Genomic DNA, 15,905 nt, shown 5'->3' with positions numbered 1-15,905 from the left:
GGCTCAGTACAGCTCGATGACGAGCTTGCTGCTCCTGGCCCGCGAGACGCACAGGGCCATCTGCGTGCCCGACGCCTTGTCGGCCGCGGACAGGCAGTTGTCCCGGTGCTCCGGAGTGCCCTCCAGCACACCGGAGACACAGGAACCGCAGATGCCTTCCTCGCACGACTTGAAGACGTCGATGCCGTTCTCCTCCAGGACCGACAGGATCGACCGGTCGTCCGGGACGTCGAAGACCTCACCGGTGTCGAGTTCGACGGTGAACGGCTGGTCGCCGCTGGTGTCGATCTCGGTCGCGGTGAAGTTCTCGACGTGTACGTTCTCGCTGCCGACCACCGGCTCGAACACCGCCGTCACCTGGTCCATGAAGCCCTGCGGGCCGCAGGTGTACACATGGGAGGCGGCGGTGAGTCCGGCGGCCTCCCGCATCAGCACCGCCGGCTGCTCGGTGCGGGGCACACCGAACCGCAGGCGCACCCGGTCACCGAACTCCACCCGGCGTTCCAGCAGGTCGACGAAGGCCGCCTCCTCCCGCGAGCGGGCGAAGTAGTACAGCGTGAACTCCGCGCCGTGCCGCCGCAGTTCGTACGCCATGCTCAGCAGCGGCGTGATGCCGATGCCGCCCGCCACCAGAAGGTGACGATCGGCGTCGTCGGCGACCGTCAGCAGGTTGCGGGGTTCGCCCACCTCCAGCCGGTCGCCCTCGCCCACCTCGTGCAGGGCGGCCGAGCCGCCGCGCGACTCCGCTTCCCGCTTCACCGCGATGAGCAGCGAGGACGCGTCCTCGGGCGGGCTGCACAGCGAGTACTGGCGCAGTACCCCGGTCGGTCCCGTGACGTCGACGTGGGCGCCGGCCCGGTAGGGGGTGAACGGCGCGCCGTCCTCCCGGACCAGGCGCAGGGCACGGATCTGGGGGGTCTCCGCGATCACCTCTGCGACCCGGACGGACACGCTCACAGCAGGAACCCCGCCGCCGGGACCGCGTCCTCGCTGTCCACCAGCCGTACGACCTTCAGGGCGATCCGGTCGCCGCCGTCCGACAGCCTGATCCGGTGGGTGACCTCGCCCGCCCACAGGTCGTGCCGGCCGCGCTTGTAGGCGACCAGTACCTGTGCCGAGCGCAGGGTGACCTCGTCGTCGGTGACGTTCTCGACCACGAACCGGGAGACGGTACGGACCGTGCGGGCCGAGTCGACCGCGGCGATCGCGTAGCCCTCCGTCATCCGCGTCACGCGCATCCCCCGCATCCGGGCGTCGTCGTAGACCATGTTGAGCGTGTTGGCGAAGTCCTCGGTCTCCGAGTCGATCGGGACCACGTAGTACGCGTCCTCGGCGTAGAGGTCCTGCCACGGCTCGTACCGCTTGCGGTCGAGCAGGTCGGCCTCGTGCCAGACCAGTTGGATCGCCCGGATCACCCGGGGGTCGGTCAGCCCCGTGCCCGCGGTGCTCATGAGGGTCTCAGTCATCGCTCATCATCTGCTTCCACTGGTTGTACGCCGCGCGCATGCCCGTCTCGTCGGTGACGTGGGAGGTCGGCCATCCCTCGGGGCCGGCGGTCTCGCGGGCCAGGCCGCGGTTGACCAGCACCGGCATCTCGGGGGCGGCCTGGGCGCCGCGCTGGACGCGGTCCCAGCCCTCGGCGTCGTCGGGGGTGCCGAAGCCGAAGGGGCCCTGGAAGTGCTCGTGGATGCGCAGGCGTTCGCGGTTGACGGGGTCCACGATCTCCGCCGGCCCGTCGGGGCCGAGGGCGACGTGTTCGATGAGGGTCTCGTTGACCGAGATCGGTCGCAGGATGCGCAGGAACGAGTTCGACATCGACACGTTCGGGAAAAGGTTCAGGTTGAAGCCGGTGCCGTGCATGGCGCGGACCAGCTTGCGGACGGCGGCGTCGTCCAGTCCGGCCGACTTCAGCTCGGTGACGAGGGTGGTGAAGCGGGCCTGCAGCGTTTCGGTGCCGTCGTCGATGTCCAGGTCGGAGTGCTCGGGCACCATCTGCATGACACTGTGGCCGTTGCCGAGGCCGTGGGTGATGGCCGCCGGGTCGGTCATGAAGGACATCATGTCCGCGGTCTCCGCGTCCACGGAGGCCATCCAGGAACGGTGCACGATCGGGAAGTGGTACCCGTCCGTGGTGTTCTCCAGCTGGATCTTCCAGTTGCCGTGGAACTTGAACTGGTGGGTGCCCAGCACCTTCACCGGGTAGCCGCCGCCCTGCTTCATGAAGCGGTCGATCCACAGTTTGACGTCGCCGAGGAAGTCCGCCAGCGGCTCGATGCCCTCGTCGAAGGTGGCGAAGACCATGCCGCCGTACGACTCGGTGCGCAGCTTGCGCAGGGACAGCTCGCCCTTCTCCAGGATGCCCTCGTACCCGTCCGGGTAGGGGATGCCGCGGAGCTTGCCGTCCAGGCCGTAGGACCAGGCGTGGTACGGACAGGTGAAGCCGTTGGCGTGTCCGGTGCGCTGCTCGCAGAGGCTGGCGCCGCGGTGCCGGCAGCGGTTGAGCAGCGTGTTGACGGTGCCCTTGCGGTCCTTGGCCACGATGACCGGCTGCCGGCCGACGTAGGTCGACTTGAAGCTGCCCGCCTTCGGCAGTTCGCTCTCGTGCGCGACCCACACCCAGGTCCGCTCGAAGATCCTCGTCATCTCCAGCTCGAAGAGCTGGGGATCGGTGTACATACGCCCGGCCACACGGTCTTCCCGCACGAGATCGCTCGGTGCGAGGCCGTGGACGGTGTCCGCGGTGAACTCAACAGTCATGGAAGGGTCCTCCAGGTTCGGGAGAGAGGTCCGTGCGGCTCACAGGAAGCCCGGGACGGTCGAGGGCCGGCCCATGAGCACAGCGCCCGCGCCGTCGTACATGGCCTGGCCGAGGGTCGCGTGCAACTGCGGAACGTGTGCGTCCTGGTGCAGCAGCTGCATGGGGTGGTGGTTGCTGATGACCCCGGATCCCGAGATCGAGCAGAGGTCGTGCACGACCTGTGCGCAGACGTCGGCGACGTTCGCCGAGGACAGCCGGATGCGGGCGAGTTGCTCCGGGCCGGGTACGTCACCCGCCAGCACGGTCTGCCACACCTCCTCGGCGGCATCGAGGTAGAAAGCCCGCGCGGAGTGCACAGCGGCGTACGCCTTGGCGAAGGTGGTGCGGTAGTAGGCACGTGCGGCGAGCGGGGGAGCGCCGGTGATGCCGGTGCGGGCACCGGCCTCCCGCACGTGGTCCAGCGCGGCCCGCGCGACTCCCAGAGCGACGGCCGAGTGGACCTGGGCCTGGTATCCGATGAGCGGATAGCGGAACAGCGGTTCGTCGAGGTTCTGCGGACCGCCGCGTACGAACGTCCACTCGCGTGGCACCTCCACCCGGTCGACGACCACGTCGAACGAACCGGAGCCCCGCATGCCGGTGACGTCCCACTCCTGCACGATCTCCACCTGGTCCCGGCGCAGCACCGCGGCCCGGGGCAGACCGCTGTCGTCGTCGCCGGGGATGCCCACGCTGATCCAGTCGGCGGCCATGCAGCCACTGGCGAACTTCCAGCGGCCGTCGATCAGATACCCGTTCTCGGTAGGTTTCCCGGCCTGCAGCGGGAACAGCCCGCCCGCGTACACCACGTCGGGACCGTTCCGGTAGATCTCGGCCTGCGTGTCCAGCGGCAGTGCTCCCAGATAGGTGAGGGCCGAGGCGAAGGCGACGACCCAGCCGGCCGAACCGTCGACCCTGGCGACCCGCTCGACGACCTGGACGAAGTCCGCCGGGGACATCGGTTCGCCGCCGAAGCGCCGAGGGGTCGCCGCCCGGTAGACGCCGAGTGCGATCAGCTGGTCGATGAAGTCACGTGGGACGTAACCCTTGGCGTGGAACTCGCCGCGGCGCCGCGCCAGCTCGTCAAGCGCCGACTCCCACGTCACCGCGGCCACCGCGGCAGGCGTCTGTGGCTTCGTCACGTCGCTCCTTCGTCGGTCGGTGCACAAGACGCTAGGCAAGCCGGGGAACCCGGCCAATTGGGAATGGCCTCGCTGGGCGTAGGGGATTTCTTCAGCGGGACGCCGGAAGCTGCCGATGCGGCCGCGCGCGCGGTCGGCCTACTCTGGCGCCCATGACCGTCGACACGCGGACGCCCGGGCCGACCGACACCGACTTCGTCGCGATGATGAACGCCTCCGACACCTGTGTCCTGCTGCACGACGCGCGGACCAAGGAGATCCTCTGGGCCAACCCGGCCGCCTGCGCGATGCTGGGCTTCGGCCTGGGCGAGATCGTCACGCTGCGCGCCAACCACATCAGCAGCGCGGCTCAGCAGTACGACCGGGTCGTGGCGCGGGCCCTGCTCCAGGACGCGATCGACCACGGTGCCGGCCGGGTCGAGTGGCGCCTGCGGTCGAGATCGGGCCGGATCATCCCCACCGACGCGTTCGCGGTCCGGGTGGAACTGACCCGCGGCCCCGCCGTGATGGTGCAGTACCGGGACATCGAACGTGAGCACCGCACGGACACCGAGCAGCGGCTGGCCGCGTCCTACGTGAAGACACTGACCCGGCACACCTCGACCGTCGCGTTCATGGTGGACGCCGCCGGTGTCATCCTCTCGGCCACGGACACCGCGCTCGGGCATCTCGGCCTGAGCGGTCACCCCCTGGCACCGGGCCGGCACGCGCTGACGTCCCTCGCCACCATCCACCTCGGCGCGACCCGCGCGTCCTGGGGCGACGTGGTGCGGGGCGCCGATCCGATCCTGCCCGTGCGGCTGGAGACGGAGCAGACGCACGGGCGGTCTGCCTGGCTGGAGGGGAGTGCCGAGCGCCTGCCCCAGCAGCCCGCCGACGTCTACCTGCTGATCCTGCACGACGTGTCCGACCGCGTGCGGGACGAGGCGCTGCGCGAGCTGGAGCAGCGCCGGGAGGACTACCTCGCGCGGTACAACGCGATGGGTGACATGGCAATGGCCATCGCCCACGAACTCGGACAGCCCCTCGCCGCCGCCCGCAACTTCCTGGCCGGCGCACGGACTCATGTCGACACCACCGCGTCCGGCCGGGAAACGGAGGGGAAGCTGCTGTTCGGCCTGGACGGAGCGAGCCGCCAGATCGACCGGGCGGCGGCCATCGTCAGCACCCTGAGGGCGTTCGTCGGACACCTCGAACACGTCCAGCAGGTCGTCGACCTCAACGAGATCGTCCGCGAATGCCTGCCGTTCGTCCGGCTGCGGGCGGACCCCGCCGGCATCGGACTCGAACTGCGCCTGTCCCCGGAGCCGGTCCTGGTGCGGTGCGAACGCGTCCTGACCGGACAGGTGGTGCTCAACCTGTGCTTCGACGCAATCGAGGAACTGGCGGAGTGCGACAGATCCGTCCGCCGTCTGCTCATCACCACCGCGGCGGACGGGGACGGCGGCGCGCGAGAAGGCGTGCTCACGGTGGCCGACCGAGGGCGCGGGCTGCGCCGGGACCCGTTCACCGAGTCCTTCACCGGCAAGGAGCACGGCAGCGGTATCGGTCTGGCCCTCAGCCATCGGATCATCACCCGCCAGCGCGGCCGGATCTGGAGCGAACCGCGGCCCGAAGGCGGTTCCCTCTTCGGCTTCGCGTTCCCCACCGCCCCGGCGGTGTAGGGGAAATCCTCAGTGAGGACGGAAGAACTCTCGATACCGCCGACCATGCGCGGCGCTCTACGGTCGACCTACTCGGGGTCCGCCCGGGTGCCCCAGGTCCCGGCAGGAGGAACAGTGGCTGAGAACCTCACCCAACTGACGCCGACACAACGGATGTTCCGCGAGGCGATGTCGAATCTCTCCGCAGGCGTCAACATCGTCACCACCGACGGCCCCGGCGGCCGAGCGGGCCTCACCGTGAGTGCTGTCTGCTCCGTCACCGACGCGCCACCCACCATGCTGGTGTGCGTCAACCGCTCCAGCCGCAGCCACGACATCTTCCGGGAGAACCGGGACGTCTGCATCAACGTGCTCCGTCCCGAACACGAGGACGTGGCGATGGCGTTCGCCGGCCGTGTGCCCGCCGAGGAGAGGTTCACCGTCACCAAGAGCGTCTGGGACCACTCCCACAGCGCTCCGGTGCTGCGCGGGTCGGCGGCGTCGGTCCTCGGCCGCATCACGGGCACGGCGGAACGCGGCTCGCACACCGTCATGTTCGTCGAGGCGGCCCAGGTGATCGTCGGCGAGGACTGCGACGGCGGGCTGGTGTACTTCCGTCGCAGGTTCCATCCCATCCCGACGTCGCTGACGGCCTGAGAGGCGGAGCACCCGACGTGAGTGACACGCCCCGGATGACCCTGACCTGTTACAACGACACCTTCGGCTACGGCTGGCGGCACGTCGACCTCTTCACCCGCGACGCCGACGGCCGGGAACTGAACTGGGTGCACTGGGCCGTGGACGCCGACGGGCCCCGGGCGGCCGACCAGGCCACGCGCAAGGTGGAGCCCACCCTGCGCCGCACCTCGCCGTGGCGCCACGCGGTCAGTCCCGCCGGCATGGACTACTGGGAGGCCGACGCGGCGTGGGCGCAGTCATGAGCGGTCTGTACGCACCCTGGCCCCTGCGGGACCTGGTCAGGGACCTCGCCACCGGCGCCACGTCCCCGGCCGCGGCCCTCGACCGGGCCCGCTCGCGCATCGCGGAGACCGAACCGGAGCTGGCCGCGTGGGTCGAGCGGCACCCGTCGCCGGACGCGGGTGCGGCGCTCGGCGTGCTGGGCGGAGTACCGCTGGGGGTCAAGGACATCATCGACGTGGCCGGACTGCCCACCCGGTGCGGCTCGGCGCTCCGGGCCGACGCGCCGGCCGCGCGGGCCGACGCGCCGATCGTACGGGCCTGGCGGACTGCCGGCGCGATACCGGTCGGCAAGACCGTCACCACGGAGTTCGCCTTCTTCGCACCGGGCCCCACGAGGAACCCCGCAGCCCTTGGGCACACCCCGGGCGGGTCGTCGAGCGGTTCGGCCGCCGCCGTGGCCTCCGGCCAGGTGCCGCTGGCCATCGGCTCCCAGACCGCCGGATCGGTCACCCGCCCCGCAGCCTACTGCGGTGTCGCCTCCCTGGTCATGACGCACGGGCGCTTCCCCGTCGACGGTGTCGTCGGCCTCAGCCCCAGCCTGGACAGCCACGGGGTGTACGCCGCCGGCGCCCGCGACCTCGCCGTGGCCTGGGCCGCCCTGACCGGCGGCAGGCCCACCGCCCCGTCCGCCCGGCCGCCACGCGTCCTGTGGTGGACCGCGGCGCCCCTCGGGGTGGTCGAGGACGGCATGGGCCAGGCCCTCGGCCTGCTGCGCGAGCGGCTGACCGCCGCCGGGGCGGTCGTGGACGACTTCCCCGAGGAGCGGCTCGTCGCCGACGTCACGTCGGCACACCCCGTGGTGATGGCGTACGAGGCAGCCCGGGAGCGTGCCGCGGAGCTGCCCCTCGTCGACCGGCTGAGCGAGCCGCTGGCCCGGCTGCTGCGTACCGGCGCCGCCACACCCGACGCCGACTGTCTCGCCGCACGCAGGGTCGTGTCAGACGCCCGCGCCTGTGTCGACGCTCTGTTCACGTCGTACGACGCCGTCGTGGGCCCCGCCGCGCCGGGCGCCGCCCCGGCGGGCACGGAGGAGACCGGTGACCCTGTGCTCAGCAGGGCCTGGCAGGCCCTCGGCCTTCCCGTGGTGTCGATCCCCGGCCTGCGGGACGAGGCAGGACTGCCGCTCGGTGTCCAGGCGATCGGCCCGGCCCGCGGGGAGGGCGAACTGCTGGCCCTGAGCATCTGGATGGAGGAGAGACTGGGCTGAGGACGCCGGATGCCCTCCGCACCAGACGTTCCCGCTGCACCGAACGGTCCGCGTACCGGGCCCCGGTCGTGCCTCGCGGCCCCGGCCCCGGCAGGGTGCGTCGTATGAGATTCGTACACCGGACCCTGGCCCAGCGCGTCGTCTTCGCCCCCGGAGAGGCGGTACGCGCGGTCACCGAGGAGGTGACCCGGCTCGGCGCGCGGCGGGTCATGATCATCGTCTCGCCGTCGTCCGCCGCCCTCGCCGACGCGCTCTCCCACGGCCTCGGCGTGGCGCACATCCACCGGGAGGTCGTCAGACACGTGCCCGTCGCGGTGGCCGAGCGAGCCCGTGAGGCCGCGCAGACCTGCGACGCCGACCTCCTGCTGTGCGTCGGTGGCGGCGCAGCCACCGGGCTAGCGAAGGCCGTCGCCCTGACCAGTGGGCTCCCGGTCGTCGCCGTGCCGACCACCTACGCGGGATCCGAGGCGACGGACGTCTGGGGCCTGAGCGAGGGCACGGAGAAGACCACCGGCACGGACTCGCGGGCGCTGCCCGCCACCGTGGTGTACGACGCTTCCTTGCTGCTCACCCTGCCGGGCAGGTTGGTGGCGGCCAGCGGACTCAACGCCCTGGCCCACGGTATCGACGCGATGTGGGGACCCCGAGCCGATCCCATCGACCGCGCGCTCGCCGGCGAGGGGCTCCGGGCCCTGCGCGACGGCCTGCTCGAGGCGTCCGCCCACCCCCGCCGACAGCACGGACACGAACAGACGCTGTACGGTGCCTACCTCGCCGCGGTCGCTTTCGCCTCTGCCGGTTCCGGACTGCACCACAAGATCTGTCATGTGCTGGGGGGCATGTTCGACCTCCCGCACGCCGCCACCCACGCCGTCGTTCTGCCCCATGTCCTGGCCCTCAACGCCCCCCACGCTCCGCAGGCCGAGAGGAGGATCGCGGAGGCGCTCGACGCGGCCACCGCGAACGAGGGGCTCGGCGATCTGTGTGCGCGGCTGGGCGCTCCGGCGTCCTTGCGGGACCTGGGCATGCCGCGGGACGGCGTCCTCCAGGCTGTGGAGCCTGTCCTCGCCGCGGTTCCCGCCGCCAACCCCGCCCCGCTCACCGCGGCCCGTGTCACCGCACTGCTGAGCGCGGCCTGGGAGGGAGGAACACCTCGATGAGTCGCTACCCAGTTCGTCGGGAAGCAGGGAACTCGTCAAGAAGGTCACGCGGCGGGCCGTCGCGCACCGGTCCGCCCAGCGGACCCGTCTCCTTGATGAAAGGCCTCCGTTCTCAGAAAATTACAGGCGTAGGACGGTACGCGGTTTGCATTGTCCCGATTCAGGGGGTTGCCAACAGAAACAAAAGACTTCAACAATTACCGGTGTCCACATGGAAAACAGCAAAGGGACGCGGTATGCACGTGACGGCACAGGCGGACCTCGAAGGCCCGGAGACGGAGACTCCTGTATTCGGGACCTCAACTCCCGATCTGTACTCCGGTTCCGTTCTCGGCAAAGCCCATCTCCTGCTGGGGGCTTTCTCCTCCGGTGCGACCTGTCTGGGACTGACCGAGCTGAGCCGCCGGTCGGGAGTTCCCAAGGCCACCGTGCACCGGATCGGCGGCGAACTCGTCCAGCTCGGCTTCCTGGCCCGGACAGCCAGGGGGTACCAACTCGGCTGGCGCATCTTCGAACTGGGCCAGCTCGTACCCGGTCCCGCCGGCCTGCGCACCGTGGCGCGGCCGGCCCTCATGGATCTGAGGGCGGCCACCCGGGCGGTGATCCACCTCGCTGTTCCGCAGGGCACTGACTGCGTCTACCTGGAGCGCCTCGCCGGCCGCAGGGAGGCAGCCCTCGTCTCGGTGGTCGGGAGCCGGATGCCCAGCCTGCTGACGGCCTCGGGGCGGCTGTTCCTCGCACACGCCGAAGATGAAGGGGCCGTCCTGGACGCGTCCGGCCCGGTTCCCGGACCGACCGGCGCTGCCGCGCTGCGCGCCGAGTTCCACCAGATCCGCACCCGACGCTGGGCGGAGGAACGCGAACGGTGCGTACCGGGCTTCAAGACCTTCGCCGTGCCGGTCGTGTACCCCGGCGGCGATCACCTGATCGCGGCCGTCTCCGCGACCGTGCCCGTGGCGCGGCGGGACGAGAAACGCCTGATCCGGGTCCTGTGGGCCACCGCCGCCGACATCGGCCGGGGCCTGCACCGCGGAGCCGCCGAGCCGTGGAGCGACTCCGGGTATCGGGTGATGGCCGCCGGATGACCCGCCCTGATGCTCCACCCCACGAGGGGACACACCGTGACGGAAACCGGCAACGCTCCTGTGGTCCACGTCATCGACGACGACGAGGACGTACGGCAGTCGCTGATCTTCCTGCTGCAGAGCGTGGAGATAGTCGCGCTCACCTACCCGACCGCGGCCAGCTTCCTGGAGGAGTTCGACCCGGGCGAGCCCGCCGTCGTCATCGTCGACGTTCGCATGCCCGGCCTGAGCGGCTTTCAGTTGCAGGAGGAACTGGTCCGGCGCGACTACCCCGCCCCCGTCGTCTTCTGCTCCGCACACGGCGACATCCCCATGTCGGTCCGCGCGATGCGGGGCGGCGCCGTGGACTTCCTGGAGAAGCCCTACGAGCCGCAGCGGATGCTGGAGATCGTTCAGACCCACATGCGGGCCGCGGAGGAGGCGTTCACCCGCCACGCCGGACACCGGCAGGTCCAACAGCGGCTGGAACACCTGACGCCGAGGGAACGAGAGGTGCTCCGGCTGGTCGTGGACGGTCATCCGAGCCAGACGATCGCGCAGCGGCTGGGGACCAGCGTGAAGACCGTCGACGTCCACCGAGCGCGGATCAAGGCCAAGACGGGCGCCGAGAACATGGGCACCCTGGTCAGGGACGTCCTCCTGCACCGCATCGACATCTGAACGGCCGACCGCCGCACCTCCCGCCCGGGGTCAGCGGCCCAAGGTGTGCTCGGCCAGTGCACGCCGCCGGAAGTCCCGGGGCGTCTCGCCGTACACCGACTTGAACACCCGGCTGAAGTGCCGGCCGTCGAGCAGGCCCCAGCGGGCGGCGACCATGCTGATCGGATGCTCGGCCGACACCGGACTGGCCAGGTCCCGGGCGCAGCGCTCCAGCCGGCGAGTCCTGATCCACCCGGCGACGGTGAGGCCTTCGGCGGCGAAGAGTTTGAAGAGGTAGCGCCGGGAGATGCCGTGGGCCTCCGCGATCGCGTCCGGCGTCAGGCCGGGGTTCGGCAGCCGGGTCTCGATGTAGCCGCGGATGCGCGTCATCATCGCCTCGTGCGGAGCCGGTGGAGACGTCTGGGCCAGCTTCTCCGAAACCAGTGCCGTCACCAGGGACACGGCACCGTCCATGAGGCTCAGCGCGGCCGGTCCGGAGCACGCCCGGCTCTGCGCGCCGAGCGACTGCAGGAAGGGTGCCACGACCGCGCCGACGCCGCCCTCCGAGGTGAGCCGTCGCGCCGTGATACCGCGTATCGCCTCCGGGCGCACCGGAAGCAGGGGGCGCGGCAATAGCATCAGAACGGTGCGGAATTCGGAGCCGTAGGTGAAGGCGTAGGGGCGGGAGGTGTCGCAGACGGCGATGTCGCCCGGCGTGAGCGTGTCACGGGTGCCGTCCTGCTCCACCACGCAGGTCCCCGAAACCTGGAGCGCCACCTTGTAGCAGTCCCGCTCCTCCGGAGCCGTCCGGCGCGCCGAGGGGCGCACGGAGAGCGGGCCCGCCTCGATCGAGGCGAGCCGGAGCGAGCCCACCGAGCCGCTGACGGCCACGCCGTGGAAGGGGGACCGGTCGACCGGGCGGCTGTCGAGGCCGCCGAACACTTGGGACATCTCGTGCGCCCAGTGCTCGAACCGCTTCGCACGGAGGATGGTCTCGGTGGTCACCAAGGACGTCATAGCGCGCTCCACCTGCGGGATGTCTGCTCGAAGACGGTAACCCGCCTTCTGTCACCGGCCTGATCCGCAATGTTTCACCCCGGGACACGGCGCGTAAAGAGTCGGCCCGGTGAGCGGACCGCGGCGGCGGCAGCTGCTCGGTACCCGTGCATGCGATGGCGGCACGGAGTGCACCTGATGCCACCTCGACGGAACCGGGCGCGCGCACAGTACTCCTCACCGGGGCGCCGAGCGCTCCCGCCGTGCCGCTCCCTTCTGCACCGCACGCCCGCCGCCCCACCCGAGGAGTCCTCTTGACTCAGCAGCCTTCGTCGAGCCCGCCGCACCGGACCCACCTGCGCCAAGGCGCCGTGGGGGTGGCCGGCATGGTCTTCTTCGTCCTGTCCGCGCAAGCGCCGCTCACCGGTGTCGCCGGTACCCTCCCCGTCCCGTTGGGCCTCGGCAACGGAGGCGGGGCCCCCGGCGCCTACCTGCTGGTCGGCGCCATGATCGCGTTCTTCTCGGTCGGGTTCATCGCCATGAGCCGGCACGTGACCGACGCCGGCGCCTTCTACGCCTACGTGACCCGCGGACTGGGCCGGCCCCTCGGCGTGGGGGCCTCCCAGGCGGCGGTGCTCTGCTACAGCGCCACCCAGGCCGCCCTGTACGGCCTGTACGGAGTCGTCGTACAGGGAATCGTCGAGCGGTACACCGGGCTCGGTCTGCCCTGGTGGTTCTGGACCGTCGCCACCATCTGCCTGGTCCAGGGATTCGGCATCCTCAACATCGAGTTCGGGGCGAAGCTCCTGGCGGTCCTGGTCGTCGCCGAGACCTCGCTCCTCCTCGTCTTCGCCTGCTGGGAACTGCTGTCCGGCGGCGGCCCCCGAGGGCTCGACCTCGCCGGCTCCTTCACCCCCTCGTCCTTCTTCAGCGGGGCCCCCGGGGTGGCCCTGACCTTCGCCATCGGCTGCGTGCTCGGCTTCGAGTCCACCGCCCTGTACGCCCGCGAGGCCCGCGACCCGGCACGGACCGTACCGCGCGCGACCTATCTGGCGGTGGGACTGATCTCGGTGTTCTTCGCCTTCGTGTCCTGGATGATCGTGAGCTTCTACGGCGCCGACCGGGTGGGGGCGGTTGCGTTGGAGGCACTGCGCACCGGGGACGCGACCGCGGTGGTCCTCACTCCCGTCACCCAGACCCTGGGCTCCTGGGCCACCGACACCATGCAGATACTGCTGGCCACCTCGCTGCTTGCCGGTGTGCTGGCCTTCCACAACGGCATCAACCGCTACTTCCACTCCCTGGGCAGCGCCGGTGTCCTGCCTCGCCGGCTGTCCCGGACCAACCGCCAGGGAGCGCCCTACGCGGCCGGACTGCTGCAGAGCGTCCTCGCGCTGCTGCTGACCGTGCCGTTCGCCCTCGCAGGCGCCGATCCCGTCCTGACCCTGCTCACCTGGGGCGGCGGCGTCAGCGTACTGGCTCTGATGCTGCTGTACCTGCTCACGTCCCTCTCGGTCATCGTCTTCTTCCGCCGTACGGGACTGGACCGCAGGCGGTGGAACACCCTGATCGCGCCGCTCGTCTCCATCGCCCTGCTGCTCGGCGCGACGGCTCTGGCCCTCTACAACTTCACCACGCTGATCTCCGCTTCCCCCGCGGTGGCCCTCGTGCTGGAGCTGACGGTGGTCGCGGTCTTCGCCGGGGGAGTGGTGCTGGGCCGGCTGCGGCCGGGCGGGCCGCCCGACGACGCGGTGGACGGCGTCCCCGTGGACCCGGCGGACGTGCCGGCGTCCGCCTGAAGGCGGCGACGCGTATGCGCGCGGTGCACAGGTTGGCGGTTTCCCGTGCACCCGTCGGCGAACGCCGCCCGGGCGAGCCCACCTAACGTCTGCGGCACCACCGCGTCGCGCCGCCGCCCGGGAGGGTGAGGTGGCAGCCGGACACGGCCTGTTCGGAAACGAGGAACGATGACCGTCACTTCGCTCTCCCAGCCCCATCGCCCGGGAACACCGCCCGCCGGCGCGGCCGACCTCGTCTACGTCCTCGACGACGACCACGAACTGTGCCTGTCCCTGGCCTGGCTCCTGGAGTCGGTGCACATCCGCACCCAGTGCTTCACGGACGCCGATGCCTTCCTCGCGGCCTACGATCCGGACCGCCCCGCCTGCCTGGTCCTGGACGTCCGCATGCCGGGTACCGGCGGCTTCCGCGTGCAGGAACTGCTCAACGCCGAGGACGCGGTGCTGCCCGTGGTCTTCGTCTCGGCCCACGGCGACATACCCATGTCGGTACGGGCGTTGCAGCAGGGGGCCGTCGACTTCCTGGAGAAACCCTACGACCCGCAGCGCATGCTCGACGTGGTGCAGGCCGGCCTGCACACGGCCGGTGAACGGTACGCGCGGCGAGCGGCCCGCCGGACGGTCGAGGACCGGCTCGCCGCGCTCAGCCCCCGCGAGCGCGATACCCTGCGCCAGGTGATCGGCGGCGTTCCCAGCAGGACCATCGCCAAGCGGCTGGGGATCAGCCTGAAGACGGTCGACGCCCACCGGGCGCGCATCCGGGAGAAGACCGGCGCCGACACCCTGGGCGCGCTGATCGGCGACATGATGCGCTGCGGCCTCGACCAGTCCCGGGTGTGATGCCGGGTGTCCGCACCTGCCCGCACGCCGTCCGGCTTCACCGACTCGGACCTGGTCGCACTGTTCGCGGCGCTGGAACACTGCGTACTGGTGCACGACGCGCGTACCAAGGACATCTTGTGGGCGAACCCGGCCGCTTGCGCCGCCCTCGGCTTCACGCTCGAGGAACTGCGCCCGCTGAAGGCTCCCCACATGAGTTCCCACGCCCGGCCCTATGCCCGCGCGAAAGGCCGCGCCTGGCTGCAGCGTGCCGTCGACGAGGGCAGCAGCACCATCGAGTGGTGCTACCGCGCCAAGGACGGAACGGACATCCTCAGCGAGGCCAGAGCCGTCCACGTGGACCTCGCCCGGGGCCCGGTCGTCATGGTGCAGTTCCGGGACATCGCCGAGGAGAAGGCCACCCGCAGGGACCTGTTCCGTACCGAGGGGCGGCTCCAGGCGTTCTTGCGCAGCCTCGACGCCGGCATCGTCGTCCTCGACGGCGACGGCCGGGTCCTGTACGCCGGAGCCGCCGCCGGGACCCTCCTCGGTCGCGGACTCGACGCACTCGTCGGCACCGACTTCACCGACTTCCTGGCCCCGGACTCCACCCGTCTGCTGCGTGACGCGCTGACCTCGACCGCCCGCGGCGGCCGGGTCACCGACACCCGTTACCGACTGGCCGTGCCGGACGGCGACGGCGGCCCGGACCGTTGGTTCGCCGCTCGCTGCCAGTACATCCACGTCGAGAACGACCTGTGCGGCACACTGCTGCTCTTCCACGACATCACCACCCTGGTGCGCACCGAGGAGGAACACCGCCGCGACGCCCAGTACCTCAACCACCTGGCCCGCTACAACGCCATGGGCGACATGGCCATGGCCATCGCGCACGAGGTCAGCCAGCCGATCTCCGCCGCGCACAACTTCGTGGCCGGCGTCGGCGGCCGCCTCGCCGACGACCCGGACCCCGAGCGCCTGCGCTGGGGGCTGGAGAACGCCACCCGGCAACTGGACCGGGCCGCGCTGATCCTGCGCAGCCTGCGCGGGTACGTCGTGCGCCTGGAGGAGTCCAAACAGTGGGCCGACGTCGACGACATCGTCACCGACTGTGCCTACTTCGTGGACGTCCGAGCCCGCCAGCAGTCGGTGACCGTGCGCTGGGAGCACTCCGCCGAGGAACTTCCCGTGCGGTGCGAGAAGGTGCTCATCGGCCAGGTGGTGATGAACCTTGCCTTCAACGCCATCGAGGAGATGGCCCGCTCACCCGAAGGGCAGCGAACCGTGGTGGTGGCGACCCACCGGCGCGGCGGACACGCCGAGGTCGAGGTACGGGACACCGGCCAGGGGCTCCCCGCCCAGCGGGCCGGGCGGATCTTCGACGGCGCGTTCAGCTCCAAGGGCGATGGCCACGGTATCGGTCTCGCCCTCAGCCACCGCATCATCACCCGGCACGGCGGCGAGATCGAGGCCGGCGCCAACGAACCGTGCGGCACCGTCTTCCGTTTCCGGCTGCCGCTGCACCGTAAGGGAAAACCCCTACACGTGCCGTCGGATCCCCAATTGCCGGTGAGCAGCGCACCGGAATAGTTTCGATGACGAAGCGATATCGGACATCTCCCGGCCGTTGCCAGAGG

At 70.9% G+C, this 15,905-nt stretch carries 15 protein-coding genes; 10 read left to right on the top strand and 5 right to left on the bottom strand.

The window, feature by feature from the left end:
• Positions 1–3 precede the first annotated feature (3 nt).
• The 4 genes from AB0P41_RS06200 to AB0P41_RS06185 are packed head-to-tail and all read right to left on the bottom strand — an operon-like array spanning position 4 to position 3,939.
• Entirely contained in the window at positions 4–957 is a 954-nt protein-coding gene (locus AB0P41_RS06200; protein WP_365930416.1) for a PDR/VanB family oxidoreductase, read from the bottom strand.
• The gene (locus AB0P41_RS06195; protein WP_365930414.1) at positions 954–1,466 is read right to left on the bottom strand and encodes an aromatic-ring-hydroxylating dioxygenase subunit beta; all 513 of its coding nucleotides are present in this window, start codon (positions 1,464–1,466) and stop codon (positions 954–956) included. The genes AB0P41_RS06200 and AB0P41_RS06195 overlap by 4 nt, the downstream gene beginning before the upstream one ends.
• A complete protein-coding gene (locus AB0P41_RS06190) occupies positions 1,459–2,757 on the bottom strand; it encodes an aromatic ring-hydroxylating dioxygenase subunit alpha (RefSeq protein ID WP_365930412.1) in 1,299 nt (432 codons plus the stop codon). Before AB0P41_RS06190 ends, AB0P41_RS06195 begins: the two co-directional genes overlap by 8 nt.
• 39 nt (positions 2,758–2,796) lie before the next feature.
• Complete coding sequence (locus AB0P41_RS06185; RefSeq protein WP_365930410.1) at positions 2,797–3,939, bottom strand: acyl-CoA dehydrogenase family protein; 1,143 nt, start codon at positions 3,937–3,939, stop codon at positions 2,797–2,799.
• Positions 3,940–4,091: 152 nt separating this feature from the next.
• Between AB0P41_RS06185 and AB0P41_RS06180 the strand changes: the two genes are divergently transcribed.
• From AB0P41_RS06180 to AB0P41_RS06150, 7 genes are all read left to right on the top strand, one after another.
• Positions 4,092–5,603: an ATP-binding protein gene (locus AB0P41_RS06180; protein WP_365930408.1), complete on the top strand. Its 1,512-nt coding sequence runs from the start codon at positions 4,092–4,094 to the stop codon at positions 5,601–5,603.
• Positions 5,604–5,717: 114 nt separating this feature from the next.
• Complete coding sequence (locus AB0P41_RS06175; protein ID WP_365930407.1) at positions 5,718–6,239, top strand: flavin reductase; 522 nt, start codon at positions 5,718–5,720, stop codon at positions 6,237–6,239.
• Between the two features lie 17 nt (positions 6,240–6,256).
• Positions 6,257–6,523, top strand: coding sequence for a hypothetical protein (locus tag AB0P41_RS06170; RefSeq protein WP_365930405.1), 267 nt, complete (start codon positions 6,257–6,259; stop codon positions 6,521–6,523).
• Positions 6,520–7,770: an amidase gene (locus AB0P41_RS06165; RefSeq protein ID WP_365930403.1), complete on the top strand. Its 1,251-nt coding sequence runs from the start codon at positions 6,520–6,522 to the stop codon at positions 7,768–7,770. The genes AB0P41_RS06170 and AB0P41_RS06165 overlap by 4 nt, the downstream gene beginning before the upstream one ends.
• Before the next feature lie 104 nt (positions 7,771–7,874).
• The gene (locus tag AB0P41_RS06160) at positions 7,875–8,930 is read left to right on the top strand and encodes a maleylacetate reductase (protein ID WP_365930401.1); all 1,056 of its coding nucleotides are present in this window, start codon (positions 7,875–7,877) and stop codon (positions 8,928–8,930) included.
• 236 nt (positions 8,931–9,166) lie between these two features.
• Positions 9,167–10,015 carry an IclR family transcriptional regulator gene (locus AB0P41_RS06155; RefSeq protein ID WP_365930400.1) on the top strand — a complete coding sequence of 283 codons (849 nt, stop codon included), beginning with the start codon at positions 9,167–9,169 and terminating at the stop codon, positions 10,013–10,015.
• 36 nt (positions 10,016–10,051) lie between these two features.
• On the top strand, positions 10,052–10,675 hold the full coding sequence (locus tag AB0P41_RS06150) for a response regulator (protein WP_365930399.1): 624 nt from the start codon (positions 10,052–10,054) through the stop codon (positions 10,673–10,675).
• 30 nt (positions 10,676–10,705) lie between these two features.
• Here the strand turns inward: AB0P41_RS06150 and AB0P41_RS06145 are convergent, their stop codons facing one another.
• The gene (locus tag AB0P41_RS06145) at positions 10,706–11,671 is read right to left on the bottom strand and encodes a helix-turn-helix domain-containing protein (RefSeq protein ID WP_365930397.1); all 966 of its coding nucleotides are present in this window, start codon (positions 11,669–11,671) and stop codon (positions 10,706–10,708) included.
• 293 nt (positions 11,672–11,964) lie between these two features.
• Between AB0P41_RS06145 and AB0P41_RS06140 the strand changes: the two genes are divergently transcribed.
• From AB0P41_RS06140 to AB0P41_RS06130, 3 genes are all read left to right on the top strand, one after another.
• The gene (locus AB0P41_RS06140; protein ID WP_365930395.1) at positions 11,965–13,449 is read left to right on the top strand and encodes an APC family permease; all 1,485 of its coding nucleotides are present in this window, start codon (positions 11,965–11,967) and stop codon (positions 13,447–13,449) included.
• A 168-nt stretch (positions 13,450–13,617) separates the two neighbouring features.
• Complete coding sequence (locus tag AB0P41_RS06135; RefSeq protein WP_365930393.1) at positions 13,618–14,289, top strand: response regulator; 672 nt, start codon at positions 13,618–13,620, stop codon at positions 14,287–14,289.
• Positions 14,290–14,295: 6 nt separating this feature from the next.
• Entirely contained in the window at positions 14,296–15,858 is a 1,563-nt protein-coding gene (locus tag AB0P41_RS06130; RefSeq protein WP_365930392.1) for an ATP-binding protein, read from the top strand.
• Positions 15,859–15,905 lie beyond the last annotated feature (47 nt).

It is taken from the genome of Streptomyces sp. NPDC079167 (assembly GCF_040686735.1).
In the GTDB taxonomy this organism is placed as follows: Bacteria; Actinomycetota; Actinomycetes; order Streptomycetales; family Streptomycetaceae; genus Streptomyces.
The sequence above is the reverse complement of the archived record's forward strand: the minus strand, read 5'-3'. Positions and strand labels throughout refer to the sequence as shown.